The 20,118-nt window shown below is 72.0% G+C and carries 12 protein-coding genes; 9 read left to right on the plus strand and 3 right to left on the minus strand.

What is annotated here, in order from left to right; all coding sequences use genetic code 11:
• Window positions 1-194: 194 nt before the first annotated feature.
• From ACZ52C_RS39995 to ACZ52C_RS40005, 3 genes are all read right to left on the minus strand, one after another.
• The gene (locus ACZ52C_RS39995) at window positions 195-962 is read right to left on the minus strand and encodes an enoyl-CoA hydratase/isomerase family protein (protein WP_469079451.1); all 768 of its coding nucleotides are present in this window, start codon (window positions 960-962) and stop codon (window positions 195-197) included.
• Window positions 963-1,059: 97 nt separating this feature from the next.
• On the minus strand, window positions 1,060-2,316 hold the full coding sequence (locus tag ACZ52C_RS40000; protein WP_469079452.1) for a L,D-transpeptidase: 1,257 nt from the start codon (window positions 2,314-2,316) through the stop codon (window positions 1,060-1,062).
• A 193-nt stretch (window positions 2,317-2,509) separates the two neighbouring features.
• Window positions 2,510-3,736, minus strand: a complete 1,227-nt coding sequence (locus tag ACZ52C_RS40005) for a L,D-transpeptidase (protein ID WP_469079453.1) — start codon at window positions 3,734-3,736, stop codon at window positions 2,510-2,512.
• 150 nt (window positions 3,737-3,886) lie between these two features.
• On the opposite strand from ACZ52C_RS40005, the gene glgX reads away from it, so the two are divergent.
• The 9 genes from glgX to ACZ52C_RS40050 all read left to right on the plus strand — a co-directional run bounded on the left by glgX (window position 3,887) and on the right by ACZ52C_RS40050 (window position 20,072).
• Complete coding sequence (gene glgX / locus ACZ52C_RS40010; protein ID WP_469079454.1) at window positions 3,887-6,142, plus strand: glycogen debranching protein GlgX; 2,256 nt, start codon at window positions 3,887-3,889, stop codon at window positions 6,140-6,142.
• 191 nt (window positions 6,143-6,333) lie between these two features.
• Window positions 6,334-8,421, plus strand: coding sequence for an ABC transporter ATP-binding protein (locus ACZ52C_RS40015; RefSeq protein WP_469079455.1), 2,088 nt, complete (start codon window positions 6,334-6,336; stop codon window positions 8,419-8,421).
• The gene (locus tag ACZ52C_RS40020; protein WP_469079456.1) at window positions 8,418-10,421 is read left to right on the plus strand and encodes an ABC transporter ATP-binding protein; all 2,004 of its coding nucleotides are present in this window, start codon (window positions 8,418-8,420) and stop codon (window positions 10,419-10,421) included. Before ACZ52C_RS40015 ends, ACZ52C_RS40020 begins: the two co-directional genes overlap by 4 nt.
• Window positions 10,422-10,533: 112 nt before the next feature.
• The gene (locus ACZ52C_RS40025; RefSeq protein WP_469079457.1) at window positions 10,534-12,357 is read left to right on the plus strand and encodes an ABC transporter ATP-binding protein; all 1,824 of its coding nucleotides are present in this window, start codon (window positions 10,534-10,536) and stop codon (window positions 12,355-12,357) included.
• Window positions 12,354-14,165, plus strand: a complete 1,812-nt coding sequence (locus ACZ52C_RS40030; RefSeq protein ID WP_469079458.1) for an ABC transporter ATP-binding protein — start codon at window positions 12,354-12,356, stop codon at window positions 14,163-14,165. Before ACZ52C_RS40025 ends, ACZ52C_RS40030 begins: the two co-directional genes overlap by 4 nt.
• A gap of 59 nt (window positions 14,166-14,224) precedes the next feature.
• Entirely contained in the window at window positions 14,225-15,493 is a 1,269-nt protein-coding gene (locus ACZ52C_RS40035) for a hypothetical protein (protein ID WP_469079459.1), read from the plus strand.
• Window positions 15,494-15,566: 73 nt separating this feature from the next.
• Window positions 15,567-15,827, plus strand: coding sequence for a hypothetical protein (locus tag ACZ52C_RS40040; protein ID WP_469079460.1), 261 nt, complete (start codon window positions 15,567-15,569; stop codon window positions 15,825-15,827).
• A 252-nt stretch (window positions 15,828-16,079) separates the two neighbouring features.
• Window positions 16,080-18,161 carry a M4 family metallopeptidase gene (locus tag ACZ52C_RS40045; RefSeq protein ID WP_469079461.1) on the plus strand — a complete coding sequence of 694 codons (2,082 nt, stop codon included), beginning with the start codon at window positions 16,080-16,082 and terminating at the stop codon, window positions 18,159-18,161.
• Window positions 18,162-18,401: 240 nt separating this feature from the next.
• A complete protein-coding gene (locus ACZ52C_RS40050; RefSeq protein ID WP_469079462.1) occupies window positions 18,402-20,072 on the plus strand; it encodes a M4 family metallopeptidase in 1,671 nt (556 codons plus the stop codon).
• The last annotated feature ends 46 nt before the right edge of the window (window positions 20,073-20,118 follow it).

Consider the following 20,118-nt stretch of genomic DNA (forward strand, 5'->3'; position numbering starts at 1 on the left):
CTGCCTGACCTGCGCGAACCGGCTGAACTTCGGTCAGGGTGAGGTCTCTTGGGCACACCGCCCTTAAGGCTGCCTTAAGGCTTCGACAAACCGCTCCTTCGGGGGACGCGGGTAAGACACGGCGTCAACTGCAAGTGGATCAGCAGAACTTGTCCACCGGATTCCGGGGCGCGCCGGCCGCGGCGCCGCGGCCGTCAGACGAACTTCGCCTTGCCCGGCCCCTCCTCCACGAAGCTCCGCATCCCGCGCTCCCGGTCCTCCGTGGCGAACAGCCCCGCGAACCAGTTGCGCTCGATCGCGAGCCCGGTCTCCAGGTCGGTCTCCAGGCCCGCGTCGATCGACTCCTTGGCGGCCCGCAGCGCGATCGCCGGACCCCGCGCCAGCCGGGCGGCCCACTCGTGCGCGGCGGAGTACACCTCGTCGGCCGGGACGACCCGGTCGACCAGGCCGAGCGTGAGGGCCTCGTCCGCCTTGACCATCCGGCCGGTGAAGATCAGGTCCTTGGCCCTGGAGGGGCCGACGAGACGGGACAGGCGCTGGGTGCCGCCGGCGCCCGGGATCACCCCGAGCAGGATCTCCGGCTGGCCGAGCTTGGCGTTCTCCCCGGCGATCCGGTAGTCCGCGCACAGCGCCAGCTCGCAGCCGCCGCCCAGGGCGTAGCCGGTGACGGCCGCGACGACCGGCTTGGGGATCCGGGCCACGGCACTGAAGGAGTCCTGGAGGGCGCGGGACCGGGCGACCATCGCCGCGTGGTCCATGGCCTGCATCTCCTTGATGTCCGCGCCGGCCGCGAACACCTTCTCTCCTCCGTAGAGGACGACGGCACGTACGTCGTCCCGGTCCGTCGCCTCCTCGGCGAGTTCCTTGAGGCGGTCCTGGGTCGCGCTGTCCAGGGCGTTCATCGGGGGGCGGTCGAGGCGGATGGTGCCCACGCCTTCGGCGACTTCGAGATGCACGGTCATGCCCCGCAGGTTAACCGCCACTAACGGCGACGGCCCCGGTGCCGTACATCACACCGGGGCCGTGCGTCAGTGCCGCGGGGTTCTCAGGCGGTGGCGGTCACGCCTTCCACTTGTCCCAGGACATGTTCCAGCCGTTGTAGCCGTTGTCCGGGTCGACGATCCGGTCGTTGGAGTTCTTGACGACCACGACGTCACCGACCATCGAGTGGTCGAAGAACCAGGCGCCCGGCGCCTTCCGGTCCCAGCCGCCGCGGCTGTCGCGCAGGCCGATGCAACCGTGGCTGGCGTTGTAGTTGCCGAAGGCGTCGCCGCCCCAGTAGTTGCCGTGGATGAAGGTGCCGGAGTTGGTCAGCCGCATGGCGTCCGGCACGTCCTTGATGTCGTACTCGCCGCCGTAGCCGACGGTCTCGCCGTTCATCCGGGTCACGCTCAGGCGCTCGCTGATGACCATCTGGCCGTTCCAGGTCTCCATGCCGGGCTTGCCGGTGGTGACCGGGATGGTCTTGATGACCTTGCCGTCCCGCTCGACCTTCATGGTGAGCTTCTTGACGTCGACCGTGGAGACCTGGCTGCGGCCGATGGTGAAGGAGATCTTCTTGCTCTGCTCGCCGTAGACGCCGTCGCGGCCCTCGACGCCGTCGAGGTTGAGGTCGACGGTGACCTTCGTACCGGCCTTCCAGTACTTCTCCGGACGGAAGTCGATGCGGTCGTTGCCGAACCAGTGGCCCTCGACCTCGACGGCCGGCTCGGTCTTGATGGTGATGGCCTTCTCGACGTCCTTCGGCGCGGTGATGCCCCGGGTGAAGCGGACCGAGAACGGCATGCCGACGCCGACCTTCGAGCCGTCCTCGGGGGTGAAGATGCCGACGAACGTGTTCTTCGGGGTCAGTGTGGTGAAGGACGAGTCCTCGGCCGCCTCACGCCCCTCGGAGTCCTTCGCGACGGCGTGCACCTTGTACTCGGTGGCCGAGTTGAGGTGGATGGACGGCTTCCAGCTGGAGCCGTCCTCGGCTATCTCGCCGGCGATCTTCTCGCCCTTGTCGTTCTCGACCGTGACCTCGGACAGCTTGCCCTTGGCGGCGGTCACCTCGAGCGCCCCGCTGGTCGCCACGGAATCGGCGCCGTTCTTCGGGGCGATGGAGACCACCGCCTCCGAGGCGCCGGTGGCCGCCTTGTCGGAGGCGCTCTTGTCGGAGCCCTTCCCCTTGTCGCCCCCGGAGCCGGAGTCCGAGCCCCCGCCCCCGCCGCACGCGGTGACGGCGAGCAGCATCAGGACCGGCAGCACGGCCAGGGCCCCCTTGCGCCGCCGTGTCCGCGCGCCAACCGACGCCCCCGATATCGGTCGCCCGTTCAACTCTGTGTTCTCCCCTCGCACGGCCTGAGCAGGCCCGCACCCCTACGCGCAGCGTGCGCGTACGCACGTACATTAACCAGATGATCGGGATGATTTGGCCTCGGTGAATGTCACCGTTCAGTCCCAACTTGCATCATCACGCGCGCTCCCCCTGCCGGTGCCGGGCGAGGTGTCATGTCGCCGCTATGTCGGCCTACTTCACCGCGGCACCCGCTTTCCATTCCTTCCACCCCATGTTCCACCCTCCGAGGCCATTGTCGGGAGCGACCTTTTTGTCGTCGCTGTTCACGACCTCGACGACGTCCCCGACGAGGCTGCGGTCGAAGAACCAGCCCGCGGGGGTGCCGGAGTCGCCGCCCTTCACATCGCGCAGGCCCACACAGCCGTGGCTGACGTTGGCCCGGCCGAAGGCGTCCGGGGCCCAGTAGTTGCCGTGCAGGAAGGTGCCGGAGGTGGTCAGGCGCATGGCGTGCGGGACGTCCGGGATGTCGTACTCGCTCTTGCCGTTCGCCTTCCGGAAGCCCACGGTGGCCCCGTTCATCCGGGTCACCTCCAGCATCTCGGTGACGACCATCTTCCCGTTGTACGTCGTGGTCCTGGGCGCCCCGGCGGTGACGGGCAGCGTGGCGAGCACACCGTCGCCGCGTTCCACGCGCATGGTGTGCCGGGCCGCGTCGACCACGCTGACCTGGTGGCGGCCGACGGTGAACGAGAACGTCCGGTCCTGCTGGCCGTAGACGCCGGGCGCGCCCTCCACGTCCCGCAGCCGCAGGGCGACGGTGACCCGGGTGCCCGGCCTCCAGTACCGCTCGGGGCGGAAGTCGAGGCGGCCCCCGCCGAACCAGTGCGGGCGGACCTCGACGGCGGGCTCGGCGGTCACCTCGACGGCGCGTTCCACCGCCGCGCGGTCCTCGATCACCCGGTTGAACTCCAGGGAGACGATCATCCCGGTGCCGACGGTGGCCCGGTTCTCGGGCTTGGCGTACGCGATGAAGCGCTCGTCGGGGACGTGCGTGGTGAAGGTGACGTGCCGTGCCGAGCGCCGGCCGTGGCCGTCGAGGGCGACGGCGTCGACGGTGTACCGGGCGGCCAGCGCGAGCTTCGGTGAGCCGGTGGGGCGCCAGGTCAGCCCGTCGGCGGACATCCGGCCCGGCACGGGCGACTCCTGCGCGTCCTGGGACTTCACCACCTTGACGGACTCCAGGCGCCCACTGGGCACCCGTACTTCGAAGCGCTGCTCCGGGCGCACGCCCTTGCTGCCGTCCTCCGGAGTGACCCGGATCGTGTCGCCGGGAGCCTTTCCGCTGGTGAGCGGCGGTCCGGCGGAGCATCCTGCGACCCCGGCGAGCAGGCCGGCCCAGGTGAGCGCGGCGGCCAGGGCGGCCCCGGCGCGGCGCGCGTGCTTCTGTGCGTGGTTCACGTGCGGCCCAACGACGGCGCACGCCCCCGGGAAACGTGAGTGCGAGGCGTGCTCTGGGCAGAACCCTTGGGAGGACGACGCGATGGGGAGCGGTGACGGGACATCTCGCTCCCCTTCTCCGTCGCCCCACCGAGCCGCGGGAGGCCTGAGGTGTCGAGCGCAGCCGAGCAGGAGGAAGTACAGGGGACGCGGGGGGTGCCGGCCGCGCGGCCGGCCACCGTGCTGAACGGCGGCCGGCGTGCGGAGGCCGCGCCGGACCTCCGGCCCGTGTGGCCGGGGGCGTCGACACCGCTCGGGGCCCGGTTCCGGGTGGGCCCCGACGGGGTCGCCGGCACCAACTTCGCGCTGTGGGCGGGCGGGGCCGAGTCGGTCGAGCTGTGTCTGTTCTCGGAGGCGGGCGAGGAGACCCGGCTGAGGCTGACCGAGCTGACCCATGAGATCTGGCACGGTTTCGTGCCGGGCGTCCTGCCGGGGCAGCGCTACGGCTACCGCGTGCACGGCCGCTGGGACCCGTGGACCGGCGCCCGCTGGAACCCGGCCAAGCTGCTCCTCGACCCGTACGCGCGTGCCGTGGACGGCGAGTTCGGGCTGCCGCCGGAGGTGTACGCGCACGTCCGGGACTGGCCCGAGCAGCATGTCGCGGACACCGTGCGTGACGAACGGGACTCGGCGCCGCACGTCCCGAAGGGCGTCGTCGTCCACGACGACGACGACTGGGCCGACGACCGCCGCCCGAAGACGCCGTGGGCGGACTCGGTCATCTACGAACTGCACGTGCGCGGCTTCACCATGACCCACCCCGGCATCCCGGAGGAGCTGCGCGGCACCTACGCCGGCCTCGCGCACCCCGCCGCGATCGAGCACCTGGTGCGGCTCGGGGTGACGGCGGTGGAGCTGCTGCCCGTGCACCAGTTCGCCCACGAGGACCATCTGCTGCGCCGGGGCATGCGCAACTACTGGGGCTACAACTCGATCGGCTACTTCGCCCCGCACGCCGCGTACGCCTCGTCGGGCACGACCGGGCAGCAGGTCGGGGAGTTCAAGCGGATGGTGCGGGCGCTGCACGCGGCCGGCATCGAGGTCGTCCTCGACGTGGTCTACAACCACACCGCCGAGGCCGACGAGCGCGGGCCGAGCCTGTCGCTGCGCGGCATCGACAACCGGGGCTACTACCGCCTGCAGAACGACGCGCGGCGCTACGCCGACTACACGGGCTGCGGGAACACCCTGCACGTGGTCCAGCCGCACGTCCTGCGTCTGATCACGGACTCGCTGCGCTACTGGGTGACGGAGATGGGCGTCGACGGCTTCCGCTTCGACCTGGCGGCGGCGCTCGCCCGCTCGATGCACGACGTCGACATGCTCTCCCCGTTCCTCGCGGTCATCGCCCAGGACCCGGTGCTGCGGCGGGTGAAGCTGATCGCCGAGCCGTGGGACGTGGGCTCCGGCGGCTACCAGGTCGGGGCGTTCCCGCCGCTGTGGACGGAGTGGAACGACCGCTACCGGGGCGCGGTCCGGGACTTCTGGCGGGGCGCGCTGCCGGACGTGCGGGACCTCGGCTACCGCCTGTCGGGGTCGAGCGACCTGTACGCCTGGGGCGGCCGCAGGCCCTACGCCTCGGTCAACTTCATCACCGCGCACGACGGTTTCACCCTGCGCGACCTGGTGTCGTACGAGCGCAAGCACAACGAGGCGAACGGGGAGGGCAACCGGGACGGCTCGGACGACAACCGGTCCTGGAACTGCGGCACCGAGGGCGAGACGGACGACGAGCGCGTACGGGCGCTGCGGCGACGCCAGTTGCGGAACCTGCTGACGACGCTGCTGCTGTCCACGGGCGTGCCGATGCTGGTCGCCGGTGACGAACTGGGGCGCACGCAGGGGGGCAACAACAACGCGTACTGCCAGGACAACGAGATCAGCTGGATCGACTGGGGCCTGCTGGAGGACCCCGCCTGGAAGGCCCTCTTCGATCTCACGTCCCGGCTGATCGCGCTCCGTCACGCGCACCCGGTCCTGCGCCGCCGGGCCTTCTTCTCCGGCCGCCCCCACTCGGCCGACGGACTGCGGGACCTGGCCTGGTTCACCGCCCGCGGCACCGAGATGACCGAACGGGACTGGTACGCGCCGGCCGCCACGCTCGGCATGTATCTGTCGGGGCGGGACATCCCCGGCCGGGACGCCCGGGGCGCGCCCGTCCTGGACGACAGCTTCCTCACCGTCCTGCACGCTGGCGACCGCCCGGTGAGCTTCGTCCTGCCGGGCACGCCGTGGGCCGGGCGCTACGAGGTGGTCGTCGACACGTCCCGGGAGGAACAGCGGGAGGGGCCGGGGGTGGTGCACCGGGCGGGGGAGGCGGTGACGGTGCCGGCGCGGTGTGTGCTGTTGCTGCGGGTGCGGGACTGAGGGGACCGCGGGTGAGGGATCGAGAGCGAGAGACCGAGGGGGCTGTGGGTGGGTCTCGCGGAGGTCGGTGACCGCACGGGAGGCGGGAGGCCGGGAGCGGGGTCGCGGGGCGGTCGTAGGTCTCACGACCGAGCGCGGTCCGGCCAAAACTCGGTGGGCGATGTCAGTGGCGATCCGTAGGCTCGCTGCTGATGCCCACGACACGTGCAACCGCAGAGGAACCCGACCGGACCGAGGAACCGGGGGCGGCCTCCGGGCCCGCCGAACCCGAGCGGGCCGAGGCGCCCGGGAAGCCCGCGGGGCGGTCCGCCGTACGGACGCTGCTGAGGCTGTGGCCGTATGTGCGGCCCGTGCGGGTACGGCTGTCCGTCGCCGCGGTGGTCGCGATCGTCGCCTCCCTCGTGGGCCTGTTCATCCCGCTCGTCCTGAAGTGGCTGGTGGACGGCCCGGTCGCCGACCGGGACCCGGCCGGTGTGTGGCTCGGCGCGCTGTACCTGCTGCTGCTCGGGCTCGCCGAGGCCCTGCTGTTCGGCTTGCGGCGCTGGCTCGTGGCGCGGCCCCTCGCGGGCGTCGAGGCGTCGATGCGCGCGGATCTCTACCGCCATCTGCAGCGCCTCCCGGTCGCCTTCCACGACCGCTGGGCCTCCGGCCAGCTCCTGTCGCGCGGGACGACCGATCTGATGCTGCTGCGGATGTTCCTCGCCTTCCCGCTGACGTTCCTGCTGGTCAACGCGGTGACCATCGTCGTCGGTGTGATCATCATGCTCGCCCAGGACTGGACGCTGGGGCTCGTCATCCTCGGGCCCGTGGTCCCGGTGATCGTGACCTGTGTCGTCTTCGAGCGGAAGTACAACGCCGTCGCCCGCCTCGCGCAGGACCAGGTCGGGGACCTGACGACGGTCGTCGAGGAGAGCGTGCTCGGCATCCGCATCGTCAAGGGCTTCGGACGGCACCGCAGCCAGGCGCGCGCGTTCCGTGAGCTGTCCCGGACGCTGCGCGGCACGGAGCTGCGCAAGGCCCGTCTCCTGTCGGCGATCTGGGGCGTCATCATCACCCTCCCCGAGATCGCGATCGGCGCGGCGCTCGTCCTCGGCGTGGTCCAGGTCGCCGACGGCGTGCTGTCGGCGGGCACCCTGGTCGCCTTCCTGTCCACCGCGCTGGCGCTGCGCTGGCCCGTCGACTCGATCGGCTTCCTGCTGGCGATGAGCCAGGAGGCGGCGACGGCGACGGAACGCTATTTCGAGGTGATGGACGAGGCCCCGGAGTCACCGACGGATGCCGCCACAGCCGCGAGCCCTGCCGCCGGGACGGCCGCCACAACCGCGGGCAGCCCTGCCGCCGGGACGGCCGCCACAGCTGCGGGCAGTCGTGCCGCTGGGGCGGCCGCCATAGCTGCGGGCAGTCGTGCCGCTGGGGCGGCACGGGTGGGCGCAGCGGCACCTCCCAGCGAGCAGCGCCCCCTCCACGACAGCGCCACCGGCACCGGCACAGGCACCGGCACAGGCACCGGCACCGGCACCGGCACCACGCAAGGGGGCGGCCTCCGCTTCCACGACGTCACCTTCCGCTACCCCGACGCCGGTCCCGACACGCCCCCCACCCTCGACCACATCGACCTGCACATCCGGCCGGGCGAGTCGATGGCCCTGGTCGGCGCGACCGGCTCCGGCAAGACCACCCTCACCGCCCTCGTCCCCCGGCTGCACGAGGTGACGTCCGGCCGCATCACGCTGGACGGCCACGACATCACCGAGATGGACCGGGACACACTGCGCTCCCTGGTCGCCGTGGCCTTCGAGGAACCCACCCTGTTCTCGGCCACCGTCGGCGAGAACGTCCTGATGGGCGCCACACCGGACGCGGGCGAGCCCGAGCTGGACCGCGCCCTGGCCATCGCCCAGGCGGAGTTCGCGCACGCGCTCCCGCAGGGCACGGCCACCCAGGTCGGCGAGCAGGGCCTCAGCCTCTCCGGCGGCCAGCGGCAGCGGCTGGCGCTCGCGCGGGCGGTGGTCGGCAGACCCCGCTTCCTCGTCCTCGACGACCCGCTCTCCGCGCTGGACGTGCACACGGAGGCCGCGGTGGAGGCCGCGCTGCGCCGTGTGCTCTCGGAGACGACCGCGCTGATCGTGGCCCACCGCCCGTCGACCGTGCTGCTCGCCGACCGGGTCGCCCTGCTCTCCGGCGGCCGCGTCACGGCCGTGGGCACACACCAGGAACTGCTGCGCACCAACACGGAGTACGCGCATCTGATGTCCGGCACCGAGGAGGACGAGCGATGACGGCGCCCCTGACCACCGCGCCGGACAAGGAACCGAACGAGGAGCCGGACGGCGCGTCGGCCACCGAGGCGAGCGAGAAGCCGAAGGGCGCGCCGGACGGGCGACCGGAGGACCGGGCGGGCGGGACGACATCCCTGGAGAAGGCGCCCGGCGGCGACCGTTCCACCACCGCACCCGACTCCGCGCCCCCCACACACCAGGCCCCCGTCGACGACCCGTTCGACCACGACGACCTCCCCACTCCCCCGGGCGCCACCCTCGCGCTGCTGCGCTCCCTGCTCGCGCCGATGCGGGCCCGGGTGGTCGTGGCGAGCGTGCTGCTCCTGCTCCAGCAGGCCGCGGTGCAGGCGGGCCCGCTGCTGGTGGCGTACGCCATCGACAGTGCCGTACCGGCGCTCCGGGACGGCCGGCACGGGCCGCTGATCGCGGTGGGGGCCGGCTATCTGGCGTGCGCGCTGGCGGCCGGCGGGCTGCAGTTCCTGTTCATCGGGGCGTCCGCGCGGGTGAACCAGGACGTGCTGCTGGATCTGCGCGGCCGGATCTTCCGGCACGCGCAGGCGCTGAGCATCGACTTCCACGAGCGGTACACCTCGGGCCGGCTGATCTCCCGGTCCACCACGGACGTCGAGTCGCTGCGCGAACTGCTCAACGAGGGCCTCCAGGAACTCATCGGCGTGATCCTCGCCTTCGTCTACATCTCGGCGATGCTGCTCTGGCTGGACCTGGGGCTCGGCGCGGCGGCGCTGGTGTCGTTCGTGCCGCTGTACGGGTTCGTGCGGATGTACCAGCGGCGCGCGGCGAGCGTGTACACGGCCCGGTCCAGCGCGATCGCCGCGGTGATCGTGAAGTTCGCGGAGACGATGAACGGGATCCGCCCGGTGCGGGCGTTCCGCCGGGAGGCCGCGAACGACGCCGAGTTCAGCGCCCTGAACCGGCACCACGAGCGCAAGAACGGCGACGCGATCCTGGAGATGGCCCGCTATGTGGTCTGCTCCCGGGTGGTCGCCAACATCACGGTCGCGGCGATCGTGCTGTGGGGCGCGTACCGGGTGGCGTCGGAGTCGCTGGCGCTGGGGGTGCTGGCGGCCGCGGTGCTGTATCTGCGGCGGCTGTACGACCCGATCGACCGGCTCGGCATGTTCCTCAACTCGTACCAGTCGGCGGCGGCCTCGCTGGAGAAGATCGCCGGTCTGCTGGCCCAGACCCCGTCGGTCCCGGAGCCCGCCGAGCCGAAGGAGCTGCCGGTGGCGGACCGTGAACTCCCCGGCCGCGAGGTCGTGTTCGACGGGGTCCGGTTCGCGTACCGCACCGGCGGCGAGGTGCTGCCCCGCTTCGACCTCACCCTCGCGGCGGGCAGCACCGTGGCGGTGGTCGGCTCCACCGGCGCCGGCAAGTCGACCCTCGCCAAGCTGGTGGCCCGCTTCTACGATCCCTCGTCCGGGCGGGTCCTCCTGGACGGTGTCGATCTGCGCGACCTCTCGGTGCCCGAGCTGCGGCGCGGGGTGATCATGGTGACGCAGGAGTCGTTCCTGTTCTCCGGCACGGTCGCCGAGAACATCGCGATCGGCCGCCCCGACGCCGGCCGCGAGGAGATCGAGCGCGCCGCGAAGGCGATCGGCGCCCATGACTTCATCAGCGCCCTGCCCGACGGCTACGACACCGACGTACGCAAGCGCGGTGGCCGTATCTCCGCCGGTCAGCGCCAACTCGTGGCGTTCGCACGGGCGTTGCTGGCGGACCCGGCCGTCCTCATCCTGGACGAGGCGACCAGCTCGCTCGACATCCCGGGCGAACGGGCGGTGCAGCGCGCGATGGCGACGGTCCTGCGCGGGCGCACGGCCGTGGTGATCGCGCACCGCCTCTCCACGGTCGAGATCGCCGACCGGGTCCTGGTGATGGAGCACGGCCGCATCGTGGAGGACGGCACCCCGGCGGACCTGATCGCGGGCACGGGCCGCTTCGCGGACCTGCACCGGGCCTGGCGGGACAGCCTGGCGTGACCACCCGCGCCCCGTGAGGGGCGCGGGGAACTGCGCGAGATGCCCCACCGGCCCGCACCCGACATCGCACCCACCCCTTCCTCATCCGAGTCCACACAGAATCCGGGGGCCAATGATCAACGCGTACGAGGACCCCGGCACCCCCGACCGCCGTGGCGGCGCCCGCTACCTGTGGTGGCTGGTCAAGCAGCAGGCCGGCCGCTCCGCCCTCGGCTCCCTCATCTCCTGCGCGTGGATGGTGCTGCTCGCCGCCACCCCGTACCTGCTCTCGCGCGCGATCGACGACGGTCTGGAACCCGGTGACCACCGGGCCCTGGCGGGCTGGACGGCCGCCCTCTTCGGTTGCGGCGCCTTCAACGCCTGGCTGAGCATCATGCGGCACCGCACCATGACGCGGGTCCGGATGGACGCCAACTTCCGCACGGTGAAGGTCGTGATGGCGCACGCCGTCCGGCTGGGGGCGGAGCTGCGCCGCCGGGTCGGCGCCGGGGAGGTCGTCACGATCGGCGTGGGGGACGTCCAGACGATCGCCGGGTCCCTGACGGTCATCGGGCCGGGTGCGGGGGCGCTCGCCGCCTACCTGGTGGTCGCCGGACTGCTCGTGTCGGTCTCCGTGCCCATCGCGGCGGTCGTGCTGCTCGGGATGCCGCTGATCGCGGTGATCGTGGGGCCGTTGATGCGGCGGCTGCAGGGCACGGAGACGGAGTACCGGGAGCGGCAGGGCGTGCTGACCGCGCGGATCGCCGACCTCGCGGGCGGGTTGCGGGTCCTGAACGGGCTGGGCGGCAAGGGGCTCGTCGCCGACGCCTTCCACCGCGACTCGCAACGGCTGCGGGCGCAGGGGTACCGGGTGGGTGCGGTGACCAGCTGGATGCAGGCGCTCGGGGTGGGGCTGCCGACGCTGTTCCTCGCGGTGGTGACCTGGCTGGCGGCCCGGCTCGCCGCCCAGGGGGCGATCAGCGTGGGCGAGTTGGTGTCGGTGTATGGGTACGTCACCGTGCTGGTGCGGCCGATGTCGTACTTCGTCGACTGGGGGTACGAGGTCAGCCGCGGAGTGGTGGCGGCGCGGCGTGTCATCCGGTTCCTGAACCTGGAGCCGCTGCCGGACCACGGCACGACGGACGCCCCCGCCGAGCCCTCGACGCTCCACGACCCCGAGTCGGGCGTGCGGGTGCCGCCCGGCCGGCTGGTCGCGCTGGCCGCCGACCGTCCGGCCGACGCGGCGGCGGTGGTGGACCGGCTCGGCCGGTACGCGCCGACCGCTGGGACCTGGGGCGGGATCCCGCTGGACGCGATCCCGCTCGCGCAGGTGCGGGCGCGGATCCTGGTCGCGGACCACGAGGCGGACCTGTTCGCGGGGCGGCTGCGGGAGCTGCTCGGCGGGCACGGGGACGTCGACGACGAGACCGCCGGGCGGGCGTTGCGGGCCGCGGTGGCCGAGGACGTCGTGCAGGGCCTCTCGGACGGCCTCGACTCGGCGATCGACGCGCAGGGCCGCAATCTCTCCGGCGGTCAGCGGCAGCGGGTGCGGCTGGCGCGGGCGCTGGTGGCCGACCCCGAGATCCTGCTCGCGGTGGAGCCGACCTCGGCGCTCGACGCGCACACCGAGGCCCGCGTCGCCGGCCGGCTCCGCTCCGCCCGCGCGGGCCGCACGACCCTCGTCACGACCACCTCCCCCTTGGTCCTCGACCACGCCGACACCGTGCTCCACCTGGTGAACGGCAAGATCAGCGCCACCGGCACCCACCACGAACTCCTGGCGAGGGAGCCCGGCTACCGGGCTCTGGTGGCCCGGGACGCGGGAGAGCAGGGGGAGACGCGAGGCGGGGGCGACGGCGACACGGGCGACGGGGGCAGCCGGGCCGGCAGGGCCGACTCGCCCGACGCGAACGGTTCCGGTGGCGGCGAGCGTGCCGGTGTGGAGGTCGTGCGATGACTGTGACGGGGGCGACGACGGCCAAGGCCGCAGCGGGTGGTGCTGGGCCCGCGCCCGATCCCTCCGGGCGGCTGCCCGTCGCGGGCGCGGCGGCCGTGCGGCGGGCGACCGTGCGGCTGGTGCGGGCGGACGGGCGGGCCTTCCTCGCCGTGCTGGCGCTGAACGGCGCGGCCGCCGCGACGGGACTGGCCGGACCGTGGCTGGTGGGCCGGATCATCGACGAGGTGCGCGGCGGGGCCGGTGTCGGGGCCGTGGACCGGCTGGCGGCGGGGATCCTGCTCTGCGCGGTGGCGCAGTTGCTGCTTGCGCGCTGGGCCCGCTACGTGGGGCACCGCTTCGGCGAGCGGACGCTGGCGCGGGTGCGTGAGGAGTTCGTGGACCGGACGCTGGCCCTGCCGGCGTCGGTCGTGGAGCGCGCGGGCACCGGCGATCTGACGGCGCGCGGCACGGCCGACGTGGACGCGGTGGGCAAGACCCTGCGCGACGTGGGCCCCGAGCTGCTGATCAGCTCGGTGCAGGCGCTGTTCCTGATCGGCGCGGTGTTCGCGCTGGACCCGCTGCTCGGGGCGTGCGCGCTGGTCGGGCTGAGCGGCATCGGGGTGGTGCTGCGCTGGTATCTGCGCCGGGCGCGCACCGGCTATCTCGCGGAGGGCGCGGCCGGTTCGGAGGTCGCGGAGATCGTCGCGGCGACCGCGTCGGGGGCCCGCACGGTCGAGGCGCTGCGGCTGGAGCGTCGACGGATCACCGCGAGCCGTGACGCCCTGGAGGAGTCCCGGCGCCGCCGCTTCCACACCCTGTTCCTGCGCACGGTGTTCTTCCCCGGGGTCGAGATCTCGTACTTCGTGCCCCAGGCGCTCGTCCTCCTCCTCGGCGGCGTGCTGCTCGCGCGGGGCACGGTCACCCTGGGCGCGGTGGTGTCGGCGGCCCTGTATCTGCAGCAGCTGAGCGGCCCGCTCGACGAGATCCTGATGCGGGTGGAGCTGTTGCAGAGCAGCGGCGCCTCCTTCGCCCGGGTGGAGGGGCTGGCCGGGGCGCCGCGCACCGGCTCCGCCGACACCCCGGAGCCCGCGGACGACCGTATCGACGTACGGGGTGTGCGGTACGCGTACGAGCGGGGTGGCGAGGTGCTGCGCGGGGTGGACCTGACGGTGCGTCCGGGCGAACGGCTCGCGGTGGTGGGCCCGTCGGGCGCCGGGAAGACGACGCTGAGCCGTCTGCTGGCCGGCATCGACGCGCCGACCGCCGGCACGGTGACGGTCGGCGGTGTGCCCGTCGTGGACCTCGGCCCGGAGCGGCTGCGCCGCCAGGTGGTGCTGGTCACCCAGGAGCACCACGTCTTCCTGGGTACGGTCCGCGACAACCTCCTCATCGCCGAACCGGCGGCCACGGACGCGGAGTTGTGGGCGGCGCTGTCGGCGGTGGGCGCGGACGGCTGGGTCCGTGACCTCCCCGACGGCCTCGGCACCCGCCTCGGCGAGGGCGGGCGCCGTACGGACGGCCCCCAGGCCCAGCAACTCGCCCTCGCCCGGGTGGTCCTGGCCGATCCGCACACCCTCATCCTCGACGAGGCCACCGCCCTGCTCGACCCCACCACCGCCCGCGACACCGAGCGCGCCCTCGCCGCCGTCCTCGACGGCCGTACGGTCATCGCCATCGCCCACCGCCTCCACACCGCCCACGACGCGGACCGCGTGGCGGTGATGGAGGACGGCCTCCTCACCGAACTCGGCACCCACGAGGACCTGGTGGCAGCGAACGGCGCGTACGCGGCGCTGTGGCGGCGGTGGCACGGGGAGGGGGCGGTGTGACAGGGCTGCCGCACCGCGGCCGCCCCTGATTGAATCAAGGTGAACCGACGGGGGACGTCATGGAGTTGGATACCGTGCTCACGGTGGCCGGGCTGCTGGTCACCGTCGTGGCGATGCTCGTGGGCGCCGCGCTCGCCTACGCGCCACAGCGGTTGGCCAGCCGGGAACGGAGCGTCGCGCTGTTCATCCGGACGCGGCAGCATCTGCGGTTACGGAGACCGGAATTGACGACGGCGTGTCTCGGTGTCCAGTCGGAGCACCGGGCCGACGCCGAGCTGCCCCTGTTGACACGGCCCGGCTGGATCCCGCCCCGGCCCCTCCCGCTGGACGCCGTCCGGATGACTCTGCGGGAGGCACGGTCCGACGAGCGGGCGGCGAGTGCCCACGAGACGCTGCGCCGCTACTGGCCCCACAGTGGGACCGCGGGACGCCTGACGGCGTACTCGGCGGCGATCGAGGCGTACGACCGCCCCGCCGTCTGGTTCAACGGGCCCTCGTACCGCCTGCTGGAGGTCGCCACGCGACCGGCGGGCACTCTGGAGGCGGGGCTCGACCTCACCCTTTCCCTGAGCCGCTACTTCGACGGTCTGGACACCGGCGAGGCCCTCGCGTACGAGGCGGCGCTGCGCGATCTGCGCGGCAGGGGCAGGGGCGGGGGCCGTCCGTCGGCGGGGCCCTACCGGCGCAGCCTGGGTGGTCCCTTCGCTCTGGGTGCCCGGGTCGCGCTCCCGGGAGTCAGCACCCTGACGATCCGGATCGAGGACGGCCGGCCGTACTTCTTCCTGCACCGGAGGGAGGCGGGCCGGGTCGCGGTGGCCACGGGCATCACCCACGTCGTCCCGGCCGGTGAGTTGCAGCCGCACACGGACACCCTGCCCGTCTGGCGTTCCGACCTCGACCTGTGGCGCAACACGATGCGCGAGTACGCCGAGGAATTCCTCGGCGCGGCCGACGCCACCGGCGACGGCGGAGTGACCATCGACTACGAGCGGGACCAGCCGTACGCGGACATGCAGCGGGCGATGCGGGAGGGCCGGGCGCGCGTGAGGTTTCTCGGGCTCGGCCTGGACCCGCTGCCGTGGAAGCCCGAGATCTGCCTGGTCTGCGTCTGGGACGCGGACGCCTTCGACGAGATCTTCGCGGGGATGGGCGAGCGCAACGAGGAAGGTGTCCTCGTGGTGGGCACCCGCACCGGTGCGCACTACCAGGGCATCCCCTTCACGGAGGAGAACGTCCTGGGCTATGCGAACCACCTGGGCACCTTGGCGGCGGGGCGGACCTGCCTCGCGCTGGCCTGGCGCTGGCGACACGAACTGGGCCTGGGCTGACGGGTGTGCCCGGCGCCGCTCGGATCGGCCGAGCAAGACCGAACATGCCTACGACAAAGAGGAGTTCCCCGCCATGATGCCGCCGATGTGTGTCGTCTGCCCTCGTGAGCCGCGCGACGGCAAGCCGCTCTCCGAGTTCACCCTGGTGTACTTCCGGGCGACCCGGACGTACGACGTCGGCTGGGTCGGTCACCCGGAGAACGCCGTCTGGTTCTGCGACGCCCACGCGCACCTGGCCGAGGGGCTGACCGACCTGACAGCCCCCGAAGCCCTGGCACGGATCAGGCAGAAAGGGTCCACCGCCCCCTCCCCGGCCCCTCGCCCCGCCAGGTGAACGCTCCGTATATCGAACACGATCAACCGGGCAACGGACCATTTCCGGCCAACTTATTGACGCGCTCCTGACAGGAAGCGCAATCTCCTGCCACGCTGCCCACAACCGCGGCACAGCAACCTCACAAGTAGCGCTCTCCCGTGCCGCGCGGCAACCCCCCACGCATGTGGTTTCGCGTTCGTCAGTGCACACCTTGTTCTGCCCGGACGGCCACCAGTCGTCCGGTCTCCCCTGGCCGTGCGAACCGCGGCCATGCAGAAGGAGTCAGTGTTGAGACGTCAGTCCCACAGACGCACCTCCCACACCGGTAACACCTTCGGCCGCACCGCCCGTCGGCGCACGGCCGCCGGCGCGCTCGTCGCCGTCACCGCCCTGTTGGCCGCGGCCGTCCAGTCGGGCGCCGCCGTCGCCGCCCCGGAGAAGGCACCGTCGGCAGCGGGCAAGGCCACCGGCACGGCTTCGGTCAAGCTCACCCCCGCCCAGCGGGCCGAGCTGATACGCGAGGCCAACGCGACGAAGGCGGAGACGGCCGAGGAGCTGAACCTCGGCGCCAAGGAGAAGCTCGTCGTCCGTGACGTGGTCAAGGACCGCGACGGCACCGTGCACACCCGGTACGAGCGGACGTACGACGGCATCCCGGTCCTCGGCGGCGACCTGGTCGTCGAGACCTCGAAGGCGGGCGGGACCGAGGACGTCGTCAAGGCCACCAAGGCCAAGATCGCCGTCCCTTCGCTGACACCGGTCGTCAGCAAGGGCAAGGCCGAGAAGCAGGCGCTCGGCGCCGCGAAGGCCGAGGACGCCAAGAGCCCGGACATCAACCGCGCGCCCCGCAAGGTGGTCTGGGCCGCGAGCGGCAAGCCCGTCCTCGCCTACGAGACGGTCGTCGGCGGCTTCCAGCACGACGGCACCCCGCAGGAGCTGCACGTCATCACCGACGCCACCAGCGGCGCCAAGCTGTACGAGTGGGAGGCCATCGAGACCGGCACCGGCAACACGGTCTACAGCGGCCAGGTGACCCTCGGCACCACCCAGTCCGGTTCGACGTACAACCTCACCGACGGCGCGCGCGGCGGCCACAAGACGTACAACCTGAACCGCGGCACCTCCGGCACCGGGACCCTGTTCTCCGGCCCCGACGACGTGTGGGGCAACGGCACCCCGTCGAACCTGGAGTCGGCCGCCGCCGACGCCCACTACGGCGCGGCGCTGACCTGGGACTACTACAAGAACGTGCACGGCCGCAGCGGCATCCGCGGTGACGGCGTCGGCGCCTACTCGCGTGTGCACTACGGCAACAACTACGTCAACGCGTTCTGGCAGGACACCTGCTTCTGCATGACGTACGGCGACGGCTCGGGCAACGCCAACCCGCTGACCTCGATCGACGTGGCCGCGCACGAGATGACCCACGGCCTCACGTCCAACACCGCCGGTCTGAACTACAGCGGCGAGTCCGGCGGTCTGAACGAGGCCACCTCGGACATCTTCGGCTCGACCGTCGAGTTCTACGCCAACAACTCCTCCGACGTCGGTGACTACCTCATCGGCGAGGAGATCAACATCAACGGCGACGGCACGCCGCTGCGCTACATGGACCGGCCGAGCAAGGACGGCTCTTCGAAGGACGCCTGGTACTCGGGCATCGGCTCGATCGACGTGCACTACTCCTCGGGCCCCGCGAACCACTTCTTCTACCTCCTCTCCGAGGGCAGTGGCGCCAAGACCATCAACGGTGTCAGCTACAACTCGCCCACCTCGGACGGCCTTCCGGTGACCGGCATCGGCCGCGACAAGGCGGAGAAGATCTGGTTCCGGGCGCTGACCACGAAGTTCACGTCCACGACCAACTACGCGGCGGCCCGCACCGGCACCCTCGCGGCCGCCGGTGAGCTGTACGGCACCACGTCCGCCGAGTACACGGCGGTGCAGAACGCCTGGGCCGGGATCAGCGTGGGCTCGCGGCCCGGTGGCGGCGGGGGCGGCGGTACGTCGTTCGAGTCCACGACCGACGTATCGATTCCGGACAACGGCGCGGCGGTCACCTCGCCGATCACGGTCTCCGGCCGGACCGGAAACGCACCCTCGAACCTGGCGGTCGCCGTGGACATCGTCCACACCTACATCGGTGACCTCCAGGTCCAGCTGGTCGCCCCCGACGGCACGGCGTACACGCTGAAGGCGTACGGCACCGGCGGCAGCACGGACAACATCAACACCACCTACACCGTCAATGCCTCCTCCGAAGTCGCGAACGGGGTATGGCAGTTGAGGGTCCAGGACAACGCGGCCCAGGACACCGGCTACATCAACAGCTGGAAGCTGACCTTCCCGTAGGCCGGCTCGGGCGCACGCGCGGGTCACCCCCGCGCACGGGCCTCCCGTTCCTGAAAGGCGCCGCCCCGGTGGGTCGATTCCCGCCGGGGCGGCGCCCGTTCATGTTCCCGCAACATTCACCGGACAGTTGACTTTCGGCCAACATCATCACCCCCTCCTGACATGAACACGACTCAGGTGTCACTCTTCCTCCACCCGCCGCACCAGCACCCCGGCAACTCCCCCACATAAGGAGCTCGTGTGACTCCCCGACGTCCTCTCTACGCGCGTCACAAGCGCACCACGCTCGCCGTCGCGACCGCCGTCGCCGCCGGCGCGCTGCTCACCACCGGCCTCACCTCCGGTGCCACCGCCCAGCCCGCGCCGGTCGCGGACAAGGCCAAGCCGGCCGGAGCCCCCGTCCTGCTGACCCCCTCCGCGCGCACCGCCCTGATCAAGAAGGCGGACGCGGCCACCGCCGAGACCGCCGACGAGATAGGCCTGGGCGCCAAGGAGGAACTGGTCGTCCGTGACGTCCTCAAGGACGCGGACGGCACGGTCCACACGCGCTACGAGCGCACCTACGGCGGCCTCCCGGTCCTCGGCGGCGACCTCGTCGTCCACGAGTCCAAGGCCGGCGACATCAAGAGCATCACCAAGGCGACCACCGCCGCCGTCAAAGTCTCCGACCTGACCGCGGACGTCACCAAGGCCACCGCCGAGAAGCAGGCGCTGAAGGCCGCCAAGGCCGAGGGCTCGACCAGAACCGCGGCCGACAAGGCCCCGCGCAAGGTCGTCTGGGCGGCGAACGGCAAGCCCGCCCTCGCCTACGAGACGGTCGTCGGCGGCTTCCAGCACGACGGCACCCCGCAGGAGCTCCACGTCATCACCGACGCGGAGACCGGCAAGAAGCTGTACGAGTTCGAGGCCATCCAGACCGGTACCGGCAACAGCCAGTACAACGGCTCGGTCACCCTCGGCACGACGCTGTCGGGCTCGACGTACAACCTGACCGACGCCGGGCGCGGCAGCCACAAGACGTACAACAAGGCCCGCGCCACGTCCTCCTCGGCCGGCACGCTCTTCACCGACGCGGACGACGTCTGGGGCACCGGCACCGCCTCCAGCTCCTCCACCGACCAGAACGCCGCCGTGGACGCCCACTACGGCGCCCAGGTCACCTGGGACTTCTACAAGAACGTCCTCGGCCGCAACGGCATCAAGAACAACGGCGTCGCCGCGTACTCCCGGGTCCACTACGGCAACGCGTACGTCAACGCCTTCTGGTCCGACAGCTGCTTCTGCATGACGTACGGCGACGGCGCGGGCAACACCAAGCCGCTCACCTCGCTGGACGTGGCGGGCCACGAGATGAGCCACGGCCTGACGTCGAACACCGCGGGTCTCACCTACTCGGGCGAGTCCGGCGGTCTGAACGAGGCCACCTCGGACATCTTCGGCACGGCGGTCGAGTTCTACGCCGCCAACACCAAGGACCCGGGCGACTACCTGATCGGCGAGAAGGTCGACATCCGCGGCAACGGCACCCCGCTGCGCTACATGGACCAGCCGAGCAAGGACGGCTCGTCGGCCAACTACTGGTCGTCGTCGCTGGGCAGCCTGGACGTCCACTACTCGTCGGGCCCGGCGAACCACTTCTTCTACCTCCTCTCGGAGGGCAGCGGCGCCAAGACGATCAACGGGGTCTCGTACAACTCCCCGACCTCCAACGGCGCCACGATCACGGGCATCGGCCGCGCCAAGGCCGTCCAGATCTGGTACAAGGCCCTGACGACGTACATGACGTCGACGACCAACTACAAGGGCGCCCGCACGGCGACCCTGAACGCGGCGTCCTCCCTCTACGGCGCGAGCAGCGCGGAGTACGCGGCGGTCAACGCGGCGTGGGCGGCGGTCAACGTCACCGCGTGACGCACGGCTGAGCCAAGGGGCGGTACCCGGCGAGAAGGCGACTCCG

This window comes from Streptomyces sp. NPDC034049 (assembly GCF_055575575.1).

Excerpts from the sequence above, each read along its gene's own strand:
- ACZ52C_RS40040 (WP_469079460.1), top strand. The coding sequence starts at position 15,567 with ATGATGCCGCCGATGTGTGTCGTCTGCCCTCGTGAGCCGCGCGACGGC.
- ACZ52C_RS40045 (WP_469079461.1), top strand. The coding sequence starts at position 16,080 with ATGCAGAAGGAGTCAGTGTTGAGACGTCAGTCCCACAGACGCACCTCC.
- ACZ52C_RS40020 (WP_469079456.1), top strand. The coding sequence starts at position 8,418 with ATGACGGCGCCCCTGACCACCGCGCCGGACAAGGAACCGAACGAGGAG.
- ACZ52C_RS40030 (WP_469079458.1), top strand. The coding sequence starts at position 12,354 with ATGACTGTGACGGGGGCGACGACGGCCAAGGCCGCAGCGGGTGGTGCT.
- ACZ52C_RS39995 (WP_469079451.1), bottom strand. The coding sequence starts at position 962 with ATGACCGTGCATCTCGAAGTCGCCGAAGGCGTGGGCACCATCCGCCTC.
- ACZ52C_RS40035 (WP_469079459.1), top strand. The coding sequence starts at position 14,225 with ATGGAGTTGGATACCGTGCTCACGGTGGCCGGGCTGCTGGTCACCGTC.
- ACZ52C_RS40015 (WP_469079455.1), top strand. The coding sequence starts at position 6,334 with ATGCCCACGACACGTGCAACCGCAGAGGAACCCGACCGGACCGAGGAA.
- ACZ52C_RS40025 (WP_469079457.1), top strand. The coding sequence starts at position 10,534 with ATGATCAACGCGTACGAGGACCCCGGCACCCCCGACCGCCGTGGCGGC.